The following is a 25727-nucleotide window of genomic DNA, read 5'->3' on the forward strand; positions in this document are numbered from 1 at the left end:
CTTAAGACTTCGCTTTGGTTGTTGTGTTTGCTGCACTTACTTCGGCAGGTTTTGCGGTTGCTTCAGAGGCTGCTTCTGTTACAGGCAAATACGCAGCTTTTAAAATTCCCTGCAGTTCTGCATACGGAATGGTTAAGCGCGGTAAACCAACGACATAAGGGCCGATTTCATATTCTGCATATTGCAAAATTAACCCCTGTTGACCTAAATAGTAATTTTCCGACAGCTTAAATTTCCACGCTTGTTCATATTCTTGCACATTGGTGGAAAGTTCAGATGCGATGACCCATTGTTTAAACGCTTCGTAGGCTTTGCGCTCCAATTGTGGACGCTGCTTCTCTAACAGAATGTCATTTAACAATACTAATTTTTTCTGTTCTAAATCAAAATTATAGTATTGCTGTGCCGATGCACCATGCGCTCCGCCCAAATAACTACTGCTATTCAGTACCACGGTTGCCAAAGGCTGATCTGCATTCAAAATTTTAGGCTTAATCATCAAACTGATTTTATGATTTGAGCTTAAAGCTTTCAGTTCCTGATCAAGTACCAAAAAGCTTTGCACATAAGGCACAGTTTGTTTTTCTAATTTTTGCGCCAAAGTTTCCACTTGTGCAATGGCTGCTGCAGTGGGGTTGCTGGCAGGTGCATCTGCAGCACTGGCTGCTGTATTTTCACTGGCTGCATTCTCAACTGCTATAGCCTCAGAAGCCGCCTGCTGTGGTGCAATTTCTAAAATTTGTGCCAATTCTTGAATAATTTTCTGATCAATAAAATGGTCGATAAAGGCCTGATTACTATTCAAACGCTCAATTGAGATTTCAGGGCAATTTTTCCCTTCACATTTAGGCAACGACAAATTCAGTTTTTCAGTATCCCCGACCAGTTTTAAGCTTTGTTGTTCCGCCTGCGTCTGCTCTGGCTCGACTGTTTCTGGTTCGGTTTTCTTTGGCTGACATGCAGTAATCCCTAGCGTTGTAATTAAAATACTGATCGCCAAAATACTTTTATTTTTCAACATGGATCCAACCTTGATTTCATCTATTTTTGCTTGTCACCGTACTCACCTACTAAAACATAGATGGATAGATGTCTGCTTTTAAAACTTGTTGTGTTTGTGCTTTGCTTAGGTAAATATCTAACTGCGTGCCATCTTTGACAATTTCATGGGTGCGATAATGCAATCCTAAGCCCTGATCATCAAAAAACCAATCTGCCTGCCCCCAGTATAATTTGGCAGGTGCTGCTTTTTGCACGTCACTGCTTTGTGTTTTGAGCCAATCCTGATAGGCCTGCTGTACAAAAGTATTCATACGGGTTTGTTGTTTGGCATCAATCACATCTAAAACAGACAAGGCTTTTTGCTGCTTCCGATCTGCCACAAAGAAATAATAGCGTTCTTTGACCTGCGTGCCTTCCTGTTTGCTATCTACCCCGACTTGCAACAAAACATATTGATTGCGTTGATATGCCATACGGGTGTACATCGCCAATTCATAAGCTTTATTTTGATCTAATTGTGCCTGCCAAGCATCGGATTTTTTCACATAGGCATCTACGGCTTGCTGCAAACTCATGTTTTGTTTTAAGCCAATTTGATCTTGAATCACCATGGCCTGATTTTTTGCAATCCAACTGTTGAGCCATGTATCTTGGGTATTTAAAGTTTGTACTTCTAATTCAATGCAGTTTTTATTTTCACAAAAAGGTAAGGCAATTTCTGCCGCCTGTTGTTTGATATTCAAATACGGCAAAACATCTGCTTGATCTTTCTGAAAAATAGACGTTTGCTCATCTGAGTTTTGATCTTGTTTAGATGAGTCACAGGCGCTAAGCAAAACCATCCCGCTCAAAATTGCACCCAGATAAACCGATTTTTGCTGCATGATTTCCCCAATTCATTTATCAAAAATAATCTTTAATCTTTTACCGCCCCCATAATAAAACAGCTTCCTAAAGAAGCTGTTTTAATTTTGAAACTTTTAGGCATGCCGAACATTCATCTGCGCTACGCTGATTGCATCTGCCAGATTAAGCATCATCAACCTGAGACTTAGTGCTCGCGTGTATTTCTAAACTCAATGTCAGGGTAACGCTCTTGCATTAACTGTAAATTCACACGACTTGGCGCGAGATAAGTTAAGTGACCACCACCATCGACAGACAACTGATCGTGGGCTTTTTTCTTAAACTCGTTAAATTTTTTCTCATCAGCACAAGACACCCAACGTACCGTGTTGATGCTGACAGGCTCGTAAATACAATCAACTTTGTATTCTTCTTTCAGGCGATAGGCGACGACTTCAAACTGTAGCACACCAACAGCACCTACGATTAAATCATTGCTGTTTTGTGGCATAAAGACTTGCGTTGCACCTTCTTCTGAAAGCTCTTTAAGGCCTTTTTGCAGCTGTTTGGACTTCAATGGATCTTTCAAACGTACACGACGGAACATTTCAGGTGCGAAGTGCGGAATCCCTGTAAATTGCAACTTTTCACCCGAAGTGAAGGTATCGCCAATTTGAATCGTCCCGTGGTTATGCAGACCAATAATGTCGCCCGGCCACGCTTCTTCGAGGTGCTGACGATCACCTGCCAAGAAGGTTAAGGCATCGCTGATACGTACATCTTTATCAATACGCACATGCTTCATTTTTAAGCCTTTTTCATACTTGCCTGAACATATTCGCATGAAAGCAATACGGTCACGGTGCTTCGGATCCATATTGGCCTGAATTTTAAAAACAAAACCACTAAAGCCTTCTTCATTGGCTTCTACAATACGGTCTTGCGTTGGATGTGCTTTTGGCGGCGGCGCATATTCACTGAATGCATTCAATACATGATCTACACCGAAGTTACCCAAAGCAGTACCAAATAGCACTGGTGTTTGACGACCCGCTAAAAACTCTTCACGGTCTAAAGGCTCATTCGCCATTTGTACCAATTCAAGTGATTCTTCAAATGCCGCCCATGCCAATTCACCTACTTTTTCACGTAGGTCTGCATGGTTATAGCCATCACGTACTTCAATTTCAGGAATGGTTGAACCAAAACCTGATTTGTACACATAAAACTTTTCTTCGATGAGGTTAAACACCCCTGCGAAATCACGCCCTGTACCCATTGGCCAAGTGATTGGCACACACTTAATTTTGAGGACATTTTCAATTTCATCCAACAACTCTAATGGTTCACGAATTTCGCGGTCCATTTTGTTGACGAATGAAATGATGGGTGTGTCACGCATACGACACACATCCATTAATTTAATGGTACGGTCTTCGACACCTTTCGCACCATCAATCACCATCAGTGCAGAGTCCACCGCAGTTAGAGTGCGGTAAGTATCTTCAGAGAAATCTTCGTGCCCTGGGGTATCGAGCAGGTTAATCATTTTGTCTTTATACGGGAATTGCATCACCGAAGTTGTAATGGAAATACCACGTTCTTTTTCCATTTCCATCCAGTCAGATGTTGCGCCACGATCTGACTTACGGCTTTTTACCATCCCTGCAACTTGAATGGCTTGTCCCCATAACAGCAGTTTTTCTGTCATGGTGGTTTTACCAGCATCGGGGTGGGAAATAATCGCGAAAGTACGTCGCTGTGCGACCTGCGCCGCTAACTCATCTTTAAAACTCATGCAAGACACCTACTGCAGAACCGCAGTGTATAAGATCAAAATGATCAATATGAAAAATTGGCGTAATTGTAGCAGATTTGAATCAAATTTTATTGATTGTTGATATGTTCTAATTTATCCACAACTGAGAATATAGTTATTTTTTCAATCTATACTTTTGCTTTTGGCTTTTCGGTTTTTCTGGAATCGTACGTTCAATCAAACCTACTTCTATGGCAGGATTCATATCGTTCTTTTGGAATGTTGCGCTATGAGTTAAACCTAACAACTGCATCAACTCAGCCAAACTATATTCATCTTGTTTCATCACTGAAATTAAACGCTGGACTTGGTCGCTCACTTGTACGCTATCTTGAGCGGTAGCATGATCGCTAGCTTAAGCCGAATGTTTAAACAGCTCTTCTAAACGCTCAACATCCATTGGTAAGCCTAATAAGTAGCCCTGTAATTGCTGACAGCCTAAACGGGTTAAAATCTCAGCTTGCAATGGCGTTTCCACCCCTTCAGCGGTCACAGTTAAACCCAGTTTAATGGCTAACTGAATAATACTTTCTAAAATTAATTCTTCTTTGCTGTCCAAACACAAATCTAAAATAAAAGCACGGTCAATTTTCAACTCATCGACTGGCAATTTTTTCAAATACAAGAAACTCGAATGTCCTGTACCAAAATCATCAATCGCCAATTGAATCCCCATTTGACGCAAACGCTCAAAACTACGAATACTCGATTCAATATGATGCATTGCTGTACTTTCAGTCACTTCAATCATCAGGTGATGGGGTTGAATCTCATAGCGTTTAAACAAGTTTTCTAACGTCGAAAATAAGTGTTTATGTTCAAACTGCACTGCCGATAAATTCACAGCCACAGGAAATAACGGTGCACCCGATCTTTCCCAAATTTGAATTTGTTTAAAGGCTTCTTCTAGCGTCCAATAGCCAATTTGAATAATCAACCCCGTCTTTTCAGCCCCTTTAATAAACATATTTGGGGTAAGTAAACCATGTACGGGGTGATACCAACGAATTAAAGCTTCTACGCCACAAATTTTATGGTCAGCGGCTTTAAACTTTGGCTGATAGAACAACGCAAATTGTTGTTGTTCAACCGCTTTATATAAATCATTAATCAACTTACTTTGGCTTTTGGCCTCAAGTAACTCCAGATCATAATTAAATACCGAACTGGTGTTACGCCCCTGATATTTAGAGGTCAGCATCGCCGCATCAGCATTCATTAAAATATCTTGCAAATTGGTGCCATGCTCTGGATACATCGCAATGCCAATACTGCCTGAAATATTAATGACCTTGCCTGCAATTAAGAAACTTTGCTGAATCAGTTCTAATATTTTTTCAGAAATGAGCGTGGCTTCTGCGATATCGGTATGTTCAATCACCAAAAGAAATTCATCGCCACCAATTCTTAATAACTGGGTATTTTCGCCCAAGTGGGATTGCACACGTTTAGACAACTGAATCAGCAATTGATCGCCAACATGATGCCCAAATACGTCATTCACCGCTTTAAAGCGGTCTAAGTCGATATACAAAAATGCAATTTTAGTGTTTTTTTGCCGATGCTCAGAAAAAAGCAATTGTGCATATTCAGCTAAATATAAACGGTTGGGCAATTTGGTCAGGTTATCTTTGACTGCCTGATTGGCCAATTCACGGTTGGCTAAAGACAATTGTCTGCTTTTTTCTTCTAAGCGCAGCTCCAGCAGAGATACGCCCACCGCAGCAGCAAAAATCAGACTGGTCACTAAAATAACCACCAACAGAGCTGGCCCTTGCCCGATCTGGAAGTGCCCTGATTGAGGCAAATCTGCTGTAGAGTAAAAATGCAGTGCTTCCATGCCTATATAGTGCATGGCAACAATGCTCAGACTCATGAGCACCGCAATGAAAATTTTATATTGTGCCTGACGCCCCATTCTGCACTTGGAATGAAACATAAACCAAAAGGTAAGTATTGCACCGCCAATGGCCACTAATACAGACAGCAAAACAATGGTAGGATCATAATAACTACGGTAGCCTTCTACCTGAATTCCCATCATGCCCGTATAGTGCATGCCTGAAATACCCAACCCCATTAAAATGCCGCTCAGGATCAAACGCGCCACAGGCAAGGTCGATTGCGTGGTCAGCCAAACCGCAAACGTAGAAGCGATAAATGCAATAACAAAAGATAGGGTCGTAAAGCTAAGATCAAATTGATACGGTGCAGGTAACTGGCATGCCAACATGCCCACAAAATGCATACTCCACACTGCCGCACCCAGCAGTAAACCACTCATGATTAATGCAATTTTTTTTAGTTGTTGTTGTACATTTTGAAAAAGCATTTGCTCAACAGACACTGCAAAATAGCAGGCCAATACTGAGATTGCTACCGAGCCAATTACCAAGCTCAGATCATAATGTACATGCATCATTAGATGTATCCATCTCTGTCATATTTTATTGTTTTTCGGCTACTCAATCTCACACTCTCTTATAAATAATAACTAAAAAGCAACCTGAACGACGGATTGATCTAGCAAAGACTGCATTGACTTAAGAGTCTAATACTATTCCGCTTTGGTCAATAGTCAAATATATAATATGTCATCATGAAATAATGGCAATTCAAAACTGCTAAAAATAGCTGTCTGACTCAAAGCTATATGCATCTTGTCACTTTACTTTTCGCTTTAGGATGAAAAAAACCAGCAACTTTTCGCTGCTGGTTCTATTTGATTAAGATTCTAACATTGTTTTAAGGTTGATTCGGCTCAGAAACACCTTTTTGTAACATGGCATAGTCTTGCAACACCTGCGCTGCTTCAATCACAAAAGCTTCTTCCTCAGGTAAAGTAGGGCGTTGTGCCGCTTTCATTTTGGCACGCGCTTCTGCCAAAGCATCAATAGATGCCTGATAGCTTTCCCAATTAGCAAATGGTTTCAAACCTGTTTCCTGACGGCGTTTGTTTTCCGCAGTCAGCGTTTGTTGCTCCAAAGCTAACAACTCTGCTCTGCGTTGTTCAATATCTAACACAATGCTTTTGCGATCTTCAGTTTGTTTGGCAATTTGCTTACGTTGTTCCAAATATTGAAATTGCGGATCAAGCGTGACACGTTGCTGTGACAATTGCCCTAGCTTGGTGATGTACGGCTGTACTGAACCTTCACGCTTAAATGGTGCAGTTGGAATAGTATCCCACTTCAAAGCATTTTTCGCTTTGCGTTCACCAAACTCCTCATTGTAAATATCCACCAGTTTAATGTCAGGAATCACACCTTTGTTTTGGGTACTTCCACCTGTAATACGGTAGAACTTACGTTGAGTTAAGGTCGCCTGCCCATAGGCTAAGGTGTCGAGTTGTACCTGCGCTGTACCTTTACCTGTGGTGGTGCTACCAATCACAATCCCGCGCTGATAGTCCTGAATTGCAGCAGAGTAAATTTCACTGGCCGAAGCAGAAGCAAGGTTAATCATCACTGCCAATGGGCCTGCATAAGTCTGTGCACCGCCATCGTCATCTTCAAATACGCTCACGTTGCCATTGCCATCACGAATTTGCACCACAGGGCCTGATTTGATTACTTGCCCAAGCATACGTGCCACTTCTTCTAGTGAACCGCCAGGGTTGTTACGTAAATCGACAATAATCCCTGCGACATTTTTGGCCGCCAAACTTTTCAGGGCATTGTTGGTATCCTCCGACACCGAGCGATATTCATTGCCTGCACGACGTGCACGGTAATTCAAATAAAAGGATGGAATTTCAATCACACCATAGGTATAAGTTTGACCATCACGTTTGATGTCAATCGTTCGTGAGCGAACTCCCGCATCTTCTTCCTGAATCACATCACGCACAATGGTCACATTACGCGCCTGATTCATCGCCGCACCCGCACCCAACAAACGCACAGTGACTTTGGTGCCACGTTTACCACGAATCAGCCCCACAATTTCATTACTCGGCCAACCCACAACATCCACCATTTTTTCGCCATCTTGCGCCACACCAATAATGCGGTCACCCGATTTCACCTGCCCTGTTTTACTGGCAGGGCCACCTTCAACAATGGTTTCAATTTTAGTGTAGTCTTCATTGCCCCGTTCAGGACGAATCGACACCCCAATTCCTTCAAGCTGCAAAGTCGTTTGACGGTTCAGCTCCATCGCATCGACAGGTGGGAAATAATTGCTGTGCGGATCATAAGTCAGCATCATCGCATTCAAAGTTTTATCCAGCACGTCATCGCTCTTTAAACGATCCATTCGCTCTAACTGGCGGGTATAACGCTTGGTTAAAGTCTGAACTGGTGTCAAATCTTCTGGACTTGCCAAATCCTGCCCATTGGTCAATTCAGGGTTATCTTTAATGGCTTTTTGTTTTGCCAATTCTTCTTCTTTGCTAATGGTCAGGTTAATGAGCTGCGACACCAGCATTTTTTGCCAATGCTTACGCATTTCTGCTTCAGTATTAAAGAACGGTGCTTTTTCCCGATCTGTTTCAATCGTGATATTTGGCTGTTTTAAATTTTGTGGTTTTTTCAGCTCTGCCAACATGAAATGATAAAACTGTTTTAAGCGTTCACGATACTGTGCATGAATTTGATACGGTCCAGCCAAATTGCCTGCTTTTAATGAAGCGCCAAATGTTGCTGCATATTGTTTGCGGTATTGCTCAACTTCTTTAGCCAAAAACAAAGTGTGGTCTGGGTCTAAACTGTCGATATAAAAATCAAAAATGCGCTGCGACGTCGCAGCATCTAAACGCTGATTTAAATAATGCTGACGATCGACCAAGGTCGCCAATTGACGCGAAACCAAAGCTTGTTCCTGCGTCGGCACAATACTGTTAGCAACGACAGCGGTATTATTGGCTGCAATTGCCTCGTTAATGGCGTGAGAAAAGAAAAAACCGCCAGTTGCTATTGCAACCGCACAAGCGATGGTTTGAAGTTTCATAAAAATATTTACGTCCTTGGTTTTTGACCAATCTCTGCTTTTCACAATGAATTGAGCAGATTCAAAATCTTATACAACTTAATTTGGGTCTGTCGTGTAGTTTTATCATAATCTGTGCTGTCAAAATGTAGCAAATCATTGCAGAATTCAGGTATTGTTTTTTTATTGATAAAAATCGAATACGGACACCCAATATGATTGGCGCATTGATGCTCGACATCGCTGGCACAGAACTTACTCAAGAAGATATTGAACTATTAAGCGCTCCGCAAGTCGGTGGAGTCATTTTATTTGCCCGAAATATCCAATCTCCTGCGCAAGTACGCGCCTTGACCGACCACATGCGTCAGGTACGCCCTGATATTTTAATTGCAGTCGATCAGGAAGGCGGACGCGTACAACGCTTAAAACAAGGTTTTACCCTATTGCCTGCTATGGGTAGATTTGGCGAGTTATACCAAAACGAACCTGAACGTGCCTTAGATTTAGCCGAAGAATGTGGCTGGTTGATGGCCACCGAAGTATTAGCCGTAGGCATTGATTTTAGTTTTGCACCCGTTTTAGATTTAAATGACATCAGTGATGTCATTGGAGATCGTGCTTTTGCTGCGCGTCCTGTCGATATTATTGCTTTGGCAGATGCTTTTTTACGTGGAATGCATCGTGCAGGAATGGCAACCACAGGCAAGCATTTTCCTGGGCATGGATCGGTTAAAGCAGACTCTCACGTTGCTGCCGCGATAGATTCACGTTCTTTTGCCGAAATTCAGCAACAGGATATGCAAACCTTTATCCAACTGCAAAATCAACTGGATGCCCTCATGCCTGCACATGTTATTTATGATCAGGTCGATCCGAACCCTGCAGGTTTTTCTGAGTTTTGGTTACAGCAAGTGCTTCGCAAAGACTTGGGCTATGATGGTGTACTCTTTTCGGATGATTTAAGCATGCAGGCGGCTTGTGTAGCAGGCGATGCCGATGCACGTATTCATGCCGCTTTGCTTGCAGGCTGTGACATGGGATTGGTCTGCAACAACCGTGCTGCACAACGATTGGCTTTAAATGCGATTGCCGATTTACCCTTGCCGAATCAGGCACGTTTAGAACGCATGCGCGGTAAAATCCCTGAGCTTAGTGCAGAGTTTAGCATTGCTGAAGTTTTAGACTTGGGTGATGAATGGCGAAGCGTCCGTGATCGTATCTTGGTATTTAAAGAACAAAGTGCCACGCTACTGGCAGCACAAACTAGTCACGACCCGACCAATTATTCAAGTACCACTAAAAACGCTGCGACTTGAGATCACCACAAACTAACTAGGGTCTGTTGACAATTCGTCTATGTTTGCGACGACACATATTTTTTAGCTGATATAAGGCATGGGACAGGAAATTTAGTCATTCTAAATGACTGGCACATAACGCAATAGCAGCAAAAAATATGCTCGTCCTGAAAGGCTGTGGCTAAAACTTTCTCAGATTACGTTATGGAACTTGAAAATAGGTCCACTATTCCCTGCGTTTTATGCCTGATCTGCTCAGTTTTAGCCTACAGCGCAAGCCATTTATGAAATGTCAACAGACCCTATACGCCTTCACTTTTTCACAGCATTTATACGACAAAGGAACACGACAGCTTGTTCCTTTTTGATTATGATAAACTTATTCTATTTTGAGTATATGCCTGACACCGCAGCTTGAGTGTCAAAGCATGCCTAAAAAGACAACGACCACCATACAAACAATTAAGGTCTATACGAAAATGACAAAAACATTGCTGAACAGCAAAATCACGACAGAAAAAAGGACTGAAATGCACAACTCGGATGCCAAGCCAACTCGCTCAGACACGACTGCATTGTCCAAACATCGGCATATTTCTTTTACCGCACATTATACGGGATATATCTGGTATCAAAGGGGGATTTCACATCCTGTATTTGCGACCCGAAAAGGCAAGTTTTTAGCCAAATTGGTACATCCTTTAGAAAACTGGGCAGAACGTCATGTGGGCGGCAGTATGCGCAGCACCCTCAAACAACGTCACCAAATGATTGATGCACACTTAACCGCACTGATTCAGCAACATCCGCAATTACAAGTGCTCGAAATTGCATCTGGGCTGTCACCACGCAGCTGGAACTTTCGACAAAAATATCCTGAACTGAATTACCGTGAACTGGATTTGCCTGATATGGCGCAAATTAAAACTCAAGCGTTACGACAAATTGACCACGACGCACCTGAAGTTCTCACCGCCGATATTTTTAGTGAATCCTTTCAACAGGCCTTTGAATATTTTGATCACTCTCAGCCCTTAGTAATTATTAGTGAAGGTTTAATTAACTACTTCAGCAAAGACATGCTACAACAGCTGTTAAATGGCATGTGTAACTACACCCAAGACTTTCCAGAACTGCATTATTTAACCGATATTTACCCTGAACCCGTCAAAAACAAGCTCGCCAATTTTATTTGGAACTGCAGCCGATTATTGAAATTTATGTCACGCAGTGCTTTCACCTTTCACTTTCAATCTCCGCAGGAATTAACTCAGTTTTTTCAAAATGCAGGTTTTGAGCAAGTGCAGCTACAACAACCACAACTGTATTTTTCCAACAGCTCTTTAGAAAAAACAACCGCAGAACATTTAGGCGATTTAGTCTGGATGGTTCATGCCTACAAAAAAAATAGCGTGGTTTAACACGCTATTTTGATTCTATTTTCTTTGGATAATTTTAAACCAAGCACTGATTTTATCTACTAACGGGCATATTCCAAATTTTGTGCAGCCGCTTTTTGACGTTCCACATAACGCAACAAACGCTCTGCCACCTCAAAACTACCATGCTTAAATAATGCGCGTAGTTGCTGCCCTTGGCTTTCAAAAATTAAACATTCAATGCTAAAACTGCCTTCCTCATCCTGTAATTCTAAGGCCATATCTCGTTCAAACTGTGCTGCTTGTGCCGCCAACGCAGCATTTTCAAAATCAAGCAATACACCAAAGAAGTTTAAATCGACAATGTGCGTAGCAATTTTCAAATCAGAATGACGATACTGCAAATGACTTTGCGGATTTTGCACCCGAATACGCGCTTCTCCACGGCGTTCCATCGTCAATAGTTGCGCACGTGTCATTGGAATAATGCCATCTAAGTCCTGAATAGATTCATCGCTTAAAAAGGTCGCAAATAAATTCATGGTTTCTTTACGGCGCTGTAATTGCGGCACATGATCTGCATTGGCAATCATGGCAAATTCCATGTTCGGGCACTGTAAGGCAAAATTGGCATTTTCATGCGGCAAGGTAAAACTGTCATATTGCCCACACGCCACCAAAACCTTACATTGCGGAATAGGCACATTGGTTAACCGCAATAAACGGTTGCAGTTCACATCGTAGCGATCTTGCTCTGTAGCGGTAAAGTCGGCCATTTGTCGGTAAAACAAACGCTTTGCAGTCGGTGACATGCGAGTTTGTTCCATTTTGGCATGATTGACCAAGTATAAAATCACCGCCTGACCAAATTCATCCATGCGCTGCTCTTTCATTAAATGCAGTGATTCTTCAAGCAACATGCGCCAACTTTTACGGGTCTTTTGCATAACCCCCATTAAAATCATGCGATCAATCAATTCAGGACGCTGATCTGCTAGACACGATGCCACCACCGAACCCAATGACATGCCCATGACGGATACTTTATCTAAGCCGACAATATCCAGCCAATCACCCAACATCTGACCTAAATCATGCAGTTCTAGCGTTCCTGCCGACTCACCTGTTTCCACATTGGTCATTTGCTGATTGGCGCCCATAGATGGCATATCAATTAAAATGATTGGCCCTGCACGAAAAAGCTGCTCGACACAATATTTATATGAATTAAAGTTTTGGAATGCACCACCAATAATCACAATTGGAGTTAAATGTGCGGTTTCTGGCTGAGCAATTGCCATGTATTCCACTTTCCAGCCGTTGATCCAAGTGGTACGAGCGGGTTGTTTAAAGCTGTGTTTATCGTAAATATCAAAAAAACAGACATGCGAACTTGCGTCCTGTACATCCGTGTCCATCTGGATCATGGAATTCATATTCCTTACCTCCATGCGCATTTTATTTTTATTGTGCAAGTGTTCGTCATTGAACGATTACCCACTTATCTGAATTAAAGTGGCATCCTGCTTATTGTTGTGAATGACATCAATGTCGTTATCGCATCATTCTATACAGGTGCTGATTTTATACGCAACATTTTCTATGACCGCTCATCTACTTTTAAATCATAAAGCATTTCAAAATATTAATTTTTGTGATGAAAGCATTGAAAAATATGAAAAGATTGAACAATTTAGTCGATTTTCCGCTGAGACGCTTCATTGTGCAGGCACAGACTGTTAATATCGAGTTGAAATTTCTAAGTGATCAAACCGCTATGCAAGAGTCTATTGAACAATATATGCAAACGGTAGGACAACAAGCACGCCAAGCCTCTCGTGTCTTAGCAAGCGCTTCTACCCAATCTAAAAACAATGCGTTATCGGCTATTTATACGGCATTGGAAAATAGCGAGTCCGCTATTTTAGCTGCCAACCAAATTGATATGACCAAAGGTCGTAACAACAACTTGGATAGCGCACTGCTTGATCGCTTAGAACTTAACCCCGCACGCTTTAAAGGCATGTTACAAGGTCTGAAAGATGTGATTGGTCTCATGGATCCAATTGGTGAAATTACCGATATGGCTTACCGTCCATCTGGTATTCAATTGGGCAAAATGCGTGTACCGCTAGGTGTGGTGGGCATGATTTACGAATCACGTCCAAACGTAACCCTTGAAGCTGCGTCTTTGGCATTAAAATCAGGCAATGCGATTATTTTACGTGGTGGTTCTGAAGCACTGGAATCTAACCAAGCGATTGCTGCCGCGATTCAACACGGCTTAAAAGCATCAGGCTTGCCAGAAACATCGGTGCAAGTGATTAATACCTCAGACCGTGCTGCCGTTGGGCAATTAATTACCATGTCTGAATATGTAGATGTAATTGTGCCACGTGGCGGTAAAAGTCTGATTGAACGCATCAGCAATGAAGCGCGTATTCCAGTGATTAAACATTTGGATGGTAACTGTCACGTATTTGTAGAAGCACAGGCCGATTTACAAAAAGCCCTGCCTATTGCCCTGAATGCAAAAACTCACCGTTATGGCGTCTGTAATGCCATGGAAACATTGTTGGTCGATGAGGCTGTTGCCGCACAATTCTTGCCACGTATTGCCGAGCTATATGCAGAAAAACAAGTCGAATTACGCGGCTGTCCTGCAACCCAAAAGATTTTGGGTACAAGTGTTAAAACAGCAACCGAAGAAGATTGGTACACCGAATATTTAGGCCCAATTTTGGCAGTTAAAGTGGTTTCAGGAATTGATGAGGCAATTGAACATATCAATAAATATGGTTCACATCATACTGATGCCATTATTACTGAAAACTTTAGTTTGGCGCGTCAATTCTTGGCTGCGGTAGATTCTAGTTCAGTCATGATTAACGCTTCTACACGCTTTGCTGATGGTTTTGAATATGGTTTAGGTGCTGAAATTGGAATCTCTACCGATAAAATTCATACCCGTGGCCCTGTCGGTTTGGAAGGTTTAACCTCACAAAAATGGATCGTGTTTGGCGATGGTCAAATCCGCCAATAAAATCCATCTGTAATTTTGCAATATCCAAATATAATGTTCAGTTTCACAGGAAGCTGAACATTATTCCCTTCTATTTTTTAGACATTGTTTTAAGACACAGTTCCACTACACATTTCTGCCTAACGCTCACTTAAAATAAAAACACCATCAAGATTAGAAAAATCATCAAAAAGAGTGGCGATGCTTATGTTTTATTATTTGATTATTAGTACCTTTGCTTTAGCACTGTTGGTGTCGTTCATTGTCATGCGTCTGTTTTCCAGCTCCATCAATGCAATTTTGGCGCGTATCATCCACGACCCAATTCATGAAGCATGGGCAAAGTACACCAAATTTGCAGGCATGGTGGTCGGCACATCTTCAGGCATTCGTATTTACGATATGGAAAAATACATTACCCCACTCACCTATGCCGAAAATGACAAAAGAATTGTGATTGAACTGACGCAAGAACGCTGGGTATTGGAAATTTACCGCACCATTATTGAAACCTTACAAGGCTTGGCGTGGATGATGTTGGTGTTTTTTATGGTGGCACTGATTGCTTATGTGATTGTCCGTTGGTCGGAAATTAAATACGCTGCCAAATCAAAATAAACCGACAAAGATTGAGGAAATAATTTAAAACAGTTTGCCACTCGCCTGCAGAATGAAGTGTGCTATGTTAAGAGAATACAACAGGAATTAAGCAGAAATTTTAGACCATCATTTCATGAAAAAATGAAAGTTTCGGGCTGATAAATTTTAATTATTTCTGATTTCATGGTCGATAATGCTTAAGTCTAATCTCCTAAAGTCTATCTAGGAGCAATAAAAAACCCATGATAAAACATACGTAATGATCAAGATTGCAACACAATAGATTGCCGTTTGCCATATCTTGCAATGCAGCTTGATTGACTAGGGATAACTTCAATTAGAATTCGGGTACATAAAAGTGACTACATCAGTATTAGTGATTAACTGCGGATCTTCTTCTATCAAATATGCGCTTGTATCTGAAAGCGTTGGAGATCGTATCTTTGGTTTGGCAGAAAATCTAGGTTCTGCTGATGCGCGCATTAAAGGCATTACCGCAGGTGGTGAGCCGCTCGAACTTTCTATTCCACATGCTGACCATGAAAAAGCATTGGAAACTATTCTTGGTCGCTTATCTCAATATAAGCCACAAGCCATTGGTCACCGCGTTGTACACGGCGGTACTTTAACCAAAGCAGAATTATTAACTGAAGAAATCGTGCAACGTATTCGTGAAGCAACTCCGCTTGCACCTTTACACAACCCTGCACACTTGGTGGGTATTGAAGCAACAATGCGTTTGTTCCCAGAACTTCCGCAAGTGGCTGTATTTGATACTGCATTCCACCAAACGATGCCTGCTCACGCTTACCGTTATGCAGTGCCTAAATTCTTATATACCGACCACAACGTACGTCGTTATGGCTTCCACGGTACAAGTCACGCATACGTTTCAGAGCGCGGTTCAGAGTTGGCTGGCAGCTTCAAACAAGGTGGCTGGTTAACTGCTCACTTGGGTAACGGTAGCTCGACTTGTGCAATCTGGAATGGTCAAAGTGTAGACACATCGATGGGCCTAACCCCACTTGAAGGTTTGGTGATGGGTACTCGTAGTGGTGATGTAGACCCAAGCTTACACAGCTTCCTTGCAAGCAACTTAGGTTGGGATATCTACAAAATTGACAAAATGCTAAACAGCCAAAGTGGTTTACTTGGTTTGTCAGGCTTATCGAACGACATGCGTACCCTGATTGAAGCATCTGAACAAGGCAACGAAGATGCAACGCTTGCAATTGAAGTATTCTGCTACCGTTTAGCTAAATCTTTAGCTGCACTTAGCTGTGGTTTACCATGCTTAGATGGCTTATTCTTCACAGGTGGTATTGGCGAAAACTCTGCGTACATCCGTGAAAAAACTGTATCTTACTTGCCACACTTTGGCTTTAACTTCAGCAAAGAACGCAATGACAGCTTAAAACGCGGTACTGAAGGTCGTATTGATGCAGGTACAGGCGGTCCACAAATTTGGGTTGTACCAACTGACGAAGAAGGCCGTATTGCGAAAGAAACTGCGCAAGTTGCAGAGGAGCTAAAGTCAGCTGCAAAAAAGTCTGAATGTGACGCTGCGATTGCTTAAGCAATCGTAGTGCTCAGCCACTTTCAATCAGTCCCTTTACGATTTAGAAAAAATTATGAAAACAATACTTTTGGTTCCTACAGAAATTGGTGTTGGTTTAACATCAGCATGTTTAGGTTTAATTTACGCTTTGGAATGCCAAGGCGTAAAAGCAGGTTTCTTAAAGCCTTTTTCACAAGAATTACAACCTGAAGCAGACCGCACAACTGCGTTGTATCGTCACCTGTTCAAGCATGAAACAGTTGAGCCGATTTCTTATACTGCGCTGACTGAGCGTTTAAAAAATGATGAAAATGACGAATTGCTTGAAGATGCAGTTCGTTTACATCGTGAAATTTCTAAACATCACGATATCATTATTGTAGAAGGCGTGTTGCCAAACGGACGTGATCCATTTGCAACTGAATTGAATGCAAATTTGGCTAAAGCACTTGATGCAAAAGTCATTATTGTCAGCAATGCCGACATCAACAATGCTGTTAAAACAGCGTCAAAAGTAGACAATCAATTACGTTTCTTTGGTGGTGCAACTTGTGAGCGTACTGCGGGCGTATTGTTTATGCGTACCAAAGGTTTACCAGAAGATTCTGCACAAATTCCTGTTACGCTTGATCCAAACTTACGTTTAATTAGCGACACCAACCAGTTTGTCAGCAAAATTCAAACTACACATCCAATGATTGGTAAAGATTGCATGCCAGTGATTGGCTTGGTGCCATTCAGCAATACTTTAAGTGTGCCACGCATGTCGGACTTGGCTGCACACATTTCTGCAGAATGGATTAACCAAGGTGAAGCAGCGCAGCGCCGTGTATTACACAGCAGCTTAATTGCATCGAATATTGAACACGAAATGCATAAATTCGTTGCAGGCGAGCTGATTATCAGTGGTTCTGACCGTGTCGATGTATTGCTTGCCAGTAGCTTAGCCAGCAGCAATGGTATTCCACTTGCAGGTTTGGTGTTAACTGAACATCAAGCACCAAGCGCACAAGCTTTAGAGTTCTGCCAAGCAGCAATGAAAAATGGCTTGCCAATTTTACATACTAAATTGAGCACCTTTGAAACTGCACAACAGTTATTAAACCTGAGCAACGAAATTCCTGTAGATGATACTGAGCGTGCAGAACAAGTTACCCGCTTTGTGGCCAGTCACATCAATGCAGAATGGTTAACCCAATTAATCAGCGATACGCATAAACCACGTTTATCGCCTTCTGCGTTCCGCCATGAATTGGTGCAAAAATCTATTGCAGCGAAAAAACGTATCGTGCTTCCAGAGGGTGATGAGCCACGTACCGTTCAAGCTGCAGCGATTTGTCAATCACGTGGTATTGCCCACTGCGTATTATTGGCAAAACCAGAAGCGGTAGTCGATGTTGCCAAAGCACGCGGTATTGAGCTTCCACACGACTTAGAAATCATTGATCCTGACTTGATTCGTGAAAACTATGTCGAAAAAATGGTTGCGATGCGTAAAGGCAAACTTACTGACGATCAAGCACGTGAACAGCTGCAAGACACTGTCGTATTAGGTACGATGATGTTAGCACTTGATCAGGTTGATGGTTTGGTGTCTGGTGCTGTGCATACTACAGCCAATACAGTTCGTCCCGCATTCCAGCTCATTAAAACTGCACCTGATTATTCATTGGTATCTTCAGTATTCTTTATGCTGTTACCAGATGAAGTATATGTGTACGGTGACTGTGCGATTAACCCAGACCCAGATGCTGAACAATTGGCTGAAATTGCGATTCAATCTGCTGACTCTGCAAAAGCGTTTGGTATTGACCCACGTATTGCCATGATTTCTTACTCAACTGGTACTTCGGGTGCAGGTGCTGACGTAGAAAAAGTAGCGAAAGCGACTGAAATTGCGAAACAACGTCGTCCTGACTTACTGATTGATGGCCCATTACAGTACGATGCAGCATCGGTTGAAAGTGTTGGTCGCTCTAAAGCACCAAACTCTCAAGTTGCAGGTCGCGCCAATGTGTTCATTTTCCCTGACTTGAACACAGGTAACACGACGTATAAAGCAGTACAGCGTTCTGCTAACGTGGTGAGTGTTGGCCCAATGCTACAAGGCTTGAACAAGCCAGTGAATGACTTGTCACGTGGTGCATTGGTAGATGACATTGTGTTCACGATTGCATTGACTGCGATTCAGGCAGAGCAACAAGCAGCTCAATAATTCGTAAAGTTAAGTTTTACAAACCACCTGATTGAAAAATTGGGTGGTTTTTTTATTCCACACTGTAGATTCATAGATCACTACAAAAATTGATTAGCTCCATCCAATCTATTTTTAAAACCTCTGCACCAACCACACCGTATGCCCTGCACAGTCCTGATCTTCCGCGAGCATTTTCACAACTTTAAAGCCATAATCTTTTAACAATTGCCGATATTCATCCTGCGACAAACTGGCGTGATAAAGTGCTTCACCAAACATTTCCCCAATCGCCTCACCCGCAGCAGGTCCACTGCTAAACATTAAAACTGTATTGGCGGTAGACCATTGCGCAAATTTCTCGAACATGCAGCGCTGATCGCTTGGCGTTAAATGAAAAAAGCTATCCCACGCCAAAATACCATCAAAGCACCGATTCAAGTTCACTGAGCGCATATCGGCTTCAATCCAGCACTGTTCAGGAAAATGTTCACGTGCCATCTCCAGCATGCTGTCTGCGCTATCTACTCCTGTAAGTTGATGCCCATGCTGTAATAGATATGCAGCAATAGGACGCCCCGAACCACAGCCCAAATCTAATATTTTGGCCTGCGCAGGCAAATAAGCAAGAAAACGATCCAGCCAAGTTTTTTCATATAACAACTGACCGCGCAAGTCTGTCCACGCTTTTGCATGCCGTTGATAAATGGGGATAATCTGAGCAGCTAAATGCGTGTGATCATTCATATTTACCCCAAACATCATTCCAAAGAAGTCTTTGAACATAGCTGAATTTGCACCAACAAAACAGCAAAATCATGGCCCGTTTTGACGACATAATTTTATGGATATTTCACAAATTCTCTCAAGCTAACGACTGATATTAAACTTTCGCCCAAAGCTTGATCAAAGTGCCCACAATCGCTGCATTTTATCTTATAATTTAGCCCGCTAGCTATCCGCCCGCTCAAGAGATTTTTGATATGACAACTATTATCAAGCAAGATGACTTGATCACTTCGATCAAAGACGCGCTTCAGTTCATTTCCTACTATCATCCACAAGACTTCATCCAAGCGATGAGCCGTGCTTATGATCGTGAAGAAAACAAAGCTGCGAAAGATGCGATTGCACAGATCTTAATTAACTCACGTATGTGTGCAGAAGGTCATCGTCCAATCTGTCAAGATACTGGTATCGTAAACGTATTCCTTGAAGTGGGTTTAGACGTTAAATTTGATTTAACGATGAGCTTGGACGATGCAATCAACGAAGGTGTACGTCAAGGTTACCTAGAAAACTCAAACGTACTTCGTGCATCGGTATTGGCTGATCCTGCATTTGGTCGTAAAAACACCAAAGACAACACCCCTGCAGTAATTCACTACAAACTCGTTCCGGGTAACAAAGTAGATATTACAGTTGCTGCCAAAGGTGGCGGTTCAGAAAACAAATCTAAATTGGCGATGTTGAACCCATCTGACTCAATTGTAGATTGGGTACTTAAAACTGTTCCAACTATGGGTGCAGGCTGGTGTCCACCGGGTATGCTCGGTATTGGTATTGGTGGTACTGCTGAAAAAGCCATGATGCTTGCAAAAGAAGCACTTATGGAAGAAATCAACATGGACGAATTATTACGTCGCGGTCCACAAAACAAAATGGAAGAACTCCGTATCGAGATCTTCGAGAAAGTGAATGCTCTTGGTATTGGCGCACAAGGTTTGGGCGGCTTAACCACAGTTCTTGATATTAAAATTAAAGACTACCCTTGCCACGCTGCAGGCAAACCAGTGGGTATGATTCCAAACTGTGCTGCAACTCGTCACGCACACTTCCAGTTAGATGGTTCAGGTGTAGCCCATATTCAAGCACCTAAACTTGAAGACTACCCAGAAGTAACTTGGGATTCTTCTAAATCTAAACGTGTAGATTTAGACAACATTACTCAAGAAGAAATGAACTCTTGGCAGCCGGGCGATACGTTGTTATTAAACGGTACGATTTACACAGGTCGTGATGCTGCACATAAGCGCATGGTCGACATGATCAACAATGGTGAAGAATTACCAGTCGACTTAAAAGGCAAATTCATTTACTACGTTGGCCCTGTCGATCCTGTTGGTGATGAGGTCGTTGGCCCTGCAGGTCCAACAACGGCAACCCGTATGGACAAATTCACCCGCCAAGTCTTAGAACACACTGGTTTGTTCGGTATGATTGGTAAGGCAGATCGTGGTCCTGCAGCCATTGAAGCGATCAAAGACCACAAAGCGACTTACCTCATGGCAGTAGGTGGTGCAGCTTACCTCGTATCTAAAGCAGTACGTGAAGCAGAAGTGGTTGCTTTTGAAGACTTAGGTATGGAAGCGATCTACAAATTCAAAGTGGAAGATATGCCTGTGTCTGTTGCAGTTGATGTCAACGGTACATCGATCCACGCGATTGCACCAAAAATCTGGCAAGCTAAAATTGGCAAAATTCCTGTTGTAGATGCAGCAGCAGAATAATATTCCAATTTAGCAATAAGCCAAACCAAAAAGCACCCAAATTTAGGGTGCTTTTTTATGCGTGTTAGAAATGAATGAAAGCGATGCGCGAGATAAAGATACAAGCCTTTACCACGTTCTCGGATCCCACAATTTAAAGGGTTGGGTTAAATGTACATCTTCTGCAGGGTCATATTTTTCATGCTTGATTTTTTGTGGCTTTTTACGCAACTTGCCTGTGGTTTGATCTTCCGCGACAAAGTTATAGCTTTCTGTTTTTAGTTGAGTAAATGCAATTTCCTGTTGTGCCGTACTTGCAGGCATGAGCATTAAAGGCCCAGAAACTTCTTTGCGAGTACTTAGGTTTTCTTCATCATACTTAATAAAATACGACTGCCCTGCCTGCACCTGAAAATCCAAATACTTCGGTTTTTGGAAATGTAATGCCCCCAAAGGACGGCTCACACTCAGACGATACGCACCTGGTGCCAGTTCAACCCAGTAATAATGATTGTGTAGTAAACTTGGAATCCGATGTTTGTTGATAAACATACTGGTCGCGACAATTTCCTGTCTGTTCCATTTGGAATCTGGACGATATAAATACACGATGGCAGCATCGGCATGTTGTGCCTGAACAGGTTTAAAATTTTGCCCTAGTTTTTGATTGACCCAACCACCAATGGTCATCATGCCCAAACGGTGTTGTTCTACAAAACCAGGTTTTTGTTCTAAATCTAAAACTTTTAAGGTACTAGGTGGTTGCGTTTGTTGCACCACGTTTTTTTTGCCATGACATCCCAGCAACATTAAACTGGTCACGACCAAGATTGCGACACCACGCATGTCTATCCCTCACTGCGTTTCTTATTTTTGTAAATCACGTTTTTGAAATCACGCTGCAAATTCATTTTGCAATTGTTGTTTTGAATAATGGGCATCCACGCCTAGGTCTAAGATTAACACTGCCTTGATTTTTTTGACAATAAAAAACGTGCCGAAACCTAGCGTTTCGGCACGTTTCAGACGAATAGCGTATTAAGCAGTTTTGCTGTCTAATACTTTTAAGTCAATTTTTTCTGCTGCAGGTTCTTCTGTTTGAGGCTGACGTTCGGTCTGAAATTCAGGTTTAGCACCTTCTTCAATCACCGCTTCAGTCACTACCACTGTGCCAACATCGGTACGGCTTGGCAAGTCGTACATGGTTTCGAGCAAGGCATTTTCCAGAATTGAACGCAAACCACGCGCACCTGTATTACGTTCAAGGGCTTTTTTCGCCACTGCACGTAATGCTGCATCTTCAAAGACTAAATCGACATTTTCCATCTCGAATAAGTATTGATATTGACGGGTTAAGGCATTTTTCGGCTCGGTCAGAATTTGCATCAATGCATCTTCATCTAGCTCGTCTAGCGTTGCAATTACAGGCAAACGACCAATGAACTCTGGAATTAAGCCAAATTTCACCAAATCGGTTGCTTCTACCTGACGAAATAAATCAGACAATTTCTTGCCTTCATCTTTTTTCTTCACGTCTGCCGTAAAACCAATGCCGCCTTTTTCTTGGCGTTGCTGCACAATTTTCTCTAAACCAGAGAATGCGCCACCGCAAATAAACAAGATATTTGAAGTATCAATTTGAATGAATTCTTGCTGCGGATGCTTACGTCCACCTTGAGGCGGAATAGAAGCCACCGTGCCTTCAATCATTTTGAGCAAGGCTTGCTGAACACCTTCACCAGACACATCACGAGTAATTGATGGGTTTTCAGACTTACGCGTGATCTTGTCAATTTCATCAATGTAGATAATGCCTTTTTGTGCTTTTTCTACATCGTAATCGGCTTTTTGCAACAGCTTTTGCACGATGTTTTCGACATCTTCACCCACATAACCCGCTTCGGTTAAAGTCGTGGCATCTGCCATTGCAAAAGGCACATCTAATAGACGTGCTAAGGTCTGTGCAAGTAAGGTTTTACCCGAACCCGTTGGACCTACCAACATGATGTTACTTTTTGAGATTTCGACAGCATCGCCTGCTTTATGCGCCTGATTGCTCACTTTTAGGCGTTTGTAATGGTTATATACTGCAACCGATAAGGTTTTTTTCGCAGTATCTTGACCAATTACATACTGATCAAGCGCAGCACGAATTTCATGTGGTTTTGGCAATGGACGTGTTGCCCAATCACCCGACTCAACTTGTTGACTGGTCTGAACCAAGTCTAAGCATACGTCCACACATTCATTACAGATGTATGCGTCCTCGCCTGCAATCAGCTTCCCGACTTCAGACTGCGTTTTACCGCAAAATGAACAATGTTTTTGTCCCTGAGGATGTTCGGACATAGTCACTCCAATATCTCAATCTTTAAAACTTATGGACGTTTTGTTAAAACTTCATCCACAAGACCGTATTCCTTCGCTGCCTGTGCAGTCATAAAGTTATCACGGTCGGTATCTCTTGCGACAGTTTCATAGTCCTGACCACTATGTTCTGCCATTAAACGGTTTAAACGCTCTTTAATGAATAGAATTTCACGTGCATGAATTTCAATATCAGATGCCTGACCACGGAAACCACCGAGTGGCTGGTGAATCATGACACGTGCATTTTCAAGACAATAACGCTTACCTTTTGCACCTGCGTTGAGCAGAAAAGCACCCATAGATGCCGCTTGTCCCATACAGTAAGTCACAACGTCAGGCTTAATAAATTGCATGGTATCGTAAATTGCCATACCTGCAGTCACAGAACCGCCTGGTGAGTTAATGTATAGGTGAATATCTTTATCCGGGTTTTCTGCTTCTAAAAACAACATCTGCGCCACAATTAAGTTGGCCATATTATCTTCGACTTCACCCGTCAAAAAAATGACACGTTCACGTAAAAGACGTGAATAAATATCAAAAGAACGCTCACCACGAGAGGATTGTTCAACCACCATGGGCACTAAAGCATTTTCAATTGTTGGAACATACATATGGTTATTTATTCCTAAATTCTTGTGACACGACTCATGTTCACAATATGAGGGATAATTGTCTAAATTGCAAAATATTCACAGCTTAAATCGTAGATATTTTGAGTTAAATGTTGTCGATCTGTGAAAAACCCAAAAACTGCGATGCAATAAAAAAGGCGCACAAAGCGCCTTTTTTACCTAAAGCCTATTAGCCTTGTTGACGAGCTTGTTGCTCTTTCAATAAGTCTTCATAGCTTACAGATGTATCAGTCACTTTTGCAGAAGCCAAGATGTGATCTACAACCTGATCTTCTAAAACAACTGCTTCGATTTGTGAACGCTGTTGTTTGTCATTTTTGAAGTATTCAATCACTTCGTTTGGATCTTCATAAGAAGAAGCCATATCTTCGATGTAAGCATCTACACGTGCTTGGTCAACTTCAAGTTTAGCATCTGCCAATACTTTGCTGACCAATACGCCTAGTTTTACAGATTTTTCAGCTTGTTCTTTGAACAATTCATCTGGAAGCATGCTTGAGTCAAATGCTTTTGCACCTTGCGCACCAAACTGCTGAGTGAATTGCTGAATCATTTGCTGACGTTGACGGTCAACTTCTTGAGCAACCATCGCTGCTGGAAGTTCAACTTCGTTTGCCGCAACGAGTGCATCAAAAGTTGCGCCTTTCACTTGGTTACGTAAACCATTTTTCACTTCACGTTCCATGTTTTTACGAACGTCAGCTTTTAATTTGTCTACGCCATCTTCTTCAGAAATACCGAAGATTTGTAGGAATTCAGCATCAATTTCTGGAAGTTTTTGCTTTTCAACCAGCTTCAATGTGATTTTGAATTGTGCTGCTTTACCTGCAAGGTTCGCTGCTTGGTAGTCTTCAGGGAAAGTTACATCAATCACTTTCTCTTCGCCTTTTTTCATGCCCACGATACCATCTTCAAAACCAGGAATCATGCGACCAGAACCAAGTACCAGTTTAAAGTCTTCAGCTTCACCGCCTTCAAACTTCTCGCCATCTACAGTGCCTTCAAAGTCAAAAGTCACTTGCATGTCTTTTTTCGCCATGCCTTTGGTTTCAACCCAAGAAGCACGTTGCTTTTGAAGGTTTTCAAGCATTTGTTCAACATCGCTATCATTTACTTCAGAAGACTTGCGTTCAACTTCCAAACCGTCAAATTTCACTTCAACTTCTGGATAAACTTCAACAGTCGCTTCATATACTAAAGCGTCGTCTTTCATTTCAGTTTTTTCGATGTTTGGCATACCCACAGCATTGATTTTTTCTTGTTGGATTGCTTCAAACACGGTGTCACGAATAATGTCGTTGACCACTTCTTGATAAATACCCGCACCGTATTCACGACGAACAACGTTTAGAGGCACTTTACCTGGACGGAAGCCGTTGATCTTCACAGTTTTGGCAGTGCGTTTCAAGCGAGCTTCAAACTGCTCGTTAATACGGCTCGTCGGTACAGATACATTTAAACGACGGGCAACGCCCGAAACCGCTTCAGAAGTTACTTGCATGGCTTCCTCGATATAGTTAGTAATAACAGTTTATAAAAAAGTGCCACATTATATGACAACATTAAAGGATATACAAAATACG

General features: G+C 42.1%; 18 protein-coding genes and 1 pseudogene. 7 read left to right on the forward strand and 12 right to left on the reverse strand.

The window, feature by feature from the left end:
- Position 1 precedes the first annotated feature (1 nt).
- From FTU70_RS07195 to FTU70_RS07220, 6 genes and pseudogenes are all read right to left on the reverse strand, one after another.
- Positions 2-1021, reverse strand: a complete 1020-nt coding sequence (locus FTU70_RS07195) for an RsiV family protein (protein ID WP_180060392.1) — start codon at positions 1019-1021, stop codon at positions 2-4.
- Between the two features lie 49 nt (positions 1022-1070).
- A complete protein-coding gene (locus FTU70_RS07200; protein ID WP_096901395.1) occupies positions 1071-1886 on the reverse strand; it encodes a hypothetical protein in 816 nt (271 codons plus the stop codon).
- 167 nt (positions 1887-2053) lie between these two features.
- On the reverse strand, positions 2054-3646 hold the full coding sequence (locus FTU70_RS07205) for a peptide chain release factor 3 (protein WP_004974887.1): 1593 nt from the start codon (positions 3644-3646) through the stop codon (positions 2054-2056).
- A 136-nt stretch (positions 3647-3782) separates the two neighbouring features.
- Positions 3783-4019: pseudogene (locus tag FTU70_RS07210) on the reverse strand (Fic family protein); the annotation flags it as partial.
- Between the two features lie 3 nt (positions 4020-4022).
- Positions 4023-6089 (reverse strand): bifunctional diguanylate cyclase/phosphodiesterase, encoded by a 2067-nt coding sequence (locus FTU70_RS07215; protein WP_180060393.1) that lies wholly within the window; start codon positions 6087-6089, stop codon positions 4023-4025.
- Positions 6090-6412: 323 nt separating this feature from the next.
- Positions 6413-8617 (reverse strand): carboxy terminal-processing peptidase, encoded by a 2205-nt coding sequence (locus tag FTU70_RS07220; protein WP_180060394.1) that lies wholly within the window; start codon positions 8615-8617, stop codon positions 6413-6415.
- A 194-nt stretch (positions 8618-8811) separates the two neighbouring features.
- Between FTU70_RS07220 and nagZ the strand changes: the two genes are divergently transcribed.
- Entirely contained in the window at positions 8812-9915 is a 1104-nt protein-coding gene (gene nagZ / locus FTU70_RS07225) for a beta-N-acetylhexosaminidase (RefSeq protein WP_167846325.1), read from the forward strand.
- Positions 9916-10427: 512 nt separating this feature from the next.
- Positions 10428-11318 carry a class I SAM-dependent methyltransferase gene (locus tag FTU70_RS07230; protein WP_004974878.1) on the forward strand — a complete coding sequence of 297 codons (891 nt, stop codon included), beginning with the start codon at positions 10428-10430 and terminating at the stop codon, positions 11316-11318.
- Between the two features lie 59 nt (positions 11319-11377).
- Here the strand turns inward: FTU70_RS07230 and FTU70_RS07235 are convergent, their stop codons facing one another.
- A complete protein-coding gene (locus FTU70_RS07235) occupies positions 11378-12712 on the reverse strand; it encodes an alpha/beta fold hydrolase (protein ID WP_004974874.1) in 1335 nt (444 codons plus the stop codon).
- A gap of 341 nt (positions 12713-13053) precedes the next feature.
- On the opposite strand from FTU70_RS07235, the gene FTU70_RS07240 reads away from it, so the two are divergent.
- The 4 genes from FTU70_RS07240 (at position 13054) to pta (ending at position 18671) form a co-directional block, all read left to right on the forward strand.
- A complete protein-coding gene (locus tag FTU70_RS07240; protein WP_096901406.1) occupies positions 13054-14319 on the forward strand; it encodes a glutamate-5-semialdehyde dehydrogenase in 1266 nt (421 codons plus the stop codon).
- Positions 14320-14505: 186 nt separating this feature from the next.
- Entirely contained in the window at positions 14506-14916 is a 411-nt protein-coding gene (locus FTU70_RS07245; RefSeq protein ID WP_026438428.1) for a hypothetical protein, read from the forward strand.
- Between the two features lie 340 nt (positions 14917-15256).
- Complete coding sequence (locus FTU70_RS07250) at positions 15257-16474, forward strand: acetate kinase (RefSeq protein ID WP_180060395.1); 1218 nt, start codon at positions 15257-15259, stop codon at positions 16472-16474.
- A 55-nt stretch (positions 16475-16529) separates the two neighbouring features.
- The gene (gene pta / locus FTU70_RS07255; protein ID WP_004974865.1) at positions 16530-18671 is read left to right on the forward strand and encodes a phosphate acetyltransferase; all 2142 of its coding nucleotides are present in this window, start codon (positions 16530-16532) and stop codon (positions 18669-18671) included.
- Between the two features lie 114 nt (positions 18672-18785).
- Here pta and FTU70_RS07260 read toward each other — a convergent pair whose 3' ends face one another.
- Positions 18786-19397: a class I SAM-dependent methyltransferase gene (locus FTU70_RS07260; protein ID WP_180060396.1), complete on the reverse strand. Its 612-nt coding sequence runs from the start codon at positions 19395-19397 to the stop codon at positions 18786-18788.
- 236 nt (positions 19398-19633) lie between these two features.
- Between FTU70_RS07260 and FTU70_RS07265 the strand changes: the two genes are divergently transcribed.
- Positions 19634-21160, forward strand: a complete 1527-nt coding sequence (locus FTU70_RS07265; RefSeq protein ID WP_004974861.1) for a fumarate hydratase — start codon at positions 19634-19636, stop codon at positions 21158-21160.
- Positions 21161-21268: 108 nt separating this feature from the next.
- Here FTU70_RS07265 and FTU70_RS07270 read toward each other — a convergent pair whose 3' ends face one another.
- From FTU70_RS07270 to tig, 4 genes are all read right to left on the reverse strand, one after another.
- Complete coding sequence (locus FTU70_RS07270; RefSeq protein WP_096901390.1) at positions 21269-21985, reverse strand: DUF2846 domain-containing protein; 717 nt, start codon at positions 21983-21985, stop codon at positions 21269-21271.
- Positions 21986-22177: 192 nt separating this feature from the next.
- Entirely contained in the window at positions 22178-23488 is a 1311-nt protein-coding gene (gene clpX / locus FTU70_RS07275; protein ID WP_004974856.1) for an ATP-dependent protease ATP-binding subunit ClpX, read from the reverse strand.
- 29 nt (positions 23489-23517) lie between these two features.
- Positions 23518-24123 (reverse strand): ATP-dependent Clp endopeptidase proteolytic subunit ClpP, encoded by a 606-nt coding sequence (gene clpP, locus FTU70_RS07280; RefSeq protein ID WP_004974855.1) that lies wholly within the window; start codon positions 24121-24123, stop codon positions 23518-23520.
- Positions 24124-24313: 190 nt separating this feature from the next.
- Positions 24314-25645, reverse strand: coding sequence for a trigger factor (gene tig / locus FTU70_RS07285; protein ID WP_180060397.1), 1332 nt, complete (start codon positions 25643-25645; stop codon positions 24314-24316).
- Between the last annotated feature and the right edge of the window lie 82 nt (positions 25646-25727).

This window comes from Acinetobacter sp. YH12135 (assembly GCF_013418565.1).
GTDB lineage: Bacteria > Pseudomonadota > Gammaproteobacteria > Pseudomonadales > Moraxellaceae > Acinetobacter > Acinetobacter towneri.

Excerpts from the sequence above, each read along its gene's own strand:
- FTU70_RS07270 (WP_096901390.1), bottom strand. The coding sequence starts at position 21,985 with ATGCGTGGTGTCGCAATCTTGGTCGTGACCAGTTTAATGTTGCTGGGA.
- FTU70_RS07240 (WP_096901406.1), top strand. The coding sequence starts at position 13,054 with ATGCAAGAGTCTATTGAACAATATATGCAAACGGTAGGACAACAAGCA.
- nagZ (WP_167846325.1), top strand. The coding sequence starts at position 8,812 with ATGATTGGCGCATTGATGCTCGACATCGCTGGCACAGAACTTACTCAA.
- clpP (WP_004974855.1), bottom strand. The coding sequence starts at position 24,123 with ATGTATGTTCCAACAATTGAAAATGCTTTAGTGCCCATGGTGGTTGAA.
- FTU70_RS07220 (WP_180060394.1), bottom strand. The coding sequence starts at position 8,617 with ATGAAACTTCAAACCATCGCTTGTGCGGTTGCAATAGCAACTGGCGGT.
- FTU70_RS07200 (WP_096901395.1), bottom strand. The coding sequence starts at position 1,886 with ATGCAGCAAAAATCGGTTTATCTGGGTGCAATTTTGAGCGGGATGGTT.
- FTU70_RS07205 (WP_004974887.1), bottom strand. The coding sequence starts at position 3,646 with ATGAGTTTTAAAGATGAGTTAGCGGCGCAGGTCGCACAGCGACGTACT.
- FTU70_RS07245 (WP_026438428.1), top strand. The coding sequence starts at position 14,506 with ATGTTTTATTATTTGATTATTAGTACCTTTGCTTTAGCACTGTTGGTG.
- FTU70_RS07230 (WP_004974878.1), top strand. The coding sequence starts at position 10,428 with ATGCACAACTCGGATGCCAAGCCAACTCGCTCAGACACGACTGCATTG.
- clpX (WP_004974856.1), bottom strand. The coding sequence starts at position 23,488 with ATGTCCGAACATCCTCAGGGACAAAAACATTGTTCATTTTGCGGTAAA.
- FTU70_RS07235 (WP_004974874.1), bottom strand. The coding sequence starts at position 12,712 with ATGAATTCCATGATCCAGATGGACACGGATGTACAGGACGCAAGTTCG.
- tig (WP_180060397.1), bottom strand. The coding sequence starts at position 25,645 with ATGCAAGTAACTTCTGAAGCGGTTTCGGGCGTTGCCCGTCGTTTAAAT.
- FTU70_RS07260 (WP_180060396.1), bottom strand. The coding sequence starts at position 19,397 with ATGAATGATCACACGCATTTAGCTGCTCAGATTATCCCCATTTATCAA.
- FTU70_RS07265 (WP_004974861.1), top strand. The coding sequence starts at position 19,634 with ATGACAACTATTATCAAGCAAGATGACTTGATCACTTCGATCAAAGAC.
- FTU70_RS07215 (WP_180060393.1), bottom strand. The coding sequence starts at position 6,089 with ATGATGCATGTACATTATGATCTGAGCTTGGTAATTGGCTCGGTAGCA.
- pta (WP_004974865.1), top strand. The coding sequence starts at position 16,530 with ATGAAAACAATACTTTTGGTTCCTACAGAAATTGGTGTTGGTTTAACA.
- FTU70_RS07195 (WP_180060392.1), bottom strand. The coding sequence starts at position 1,021 with ATGTTGAAAAATAAAAGTATTTTGGCGATCAGTATTTTAATTACAACG.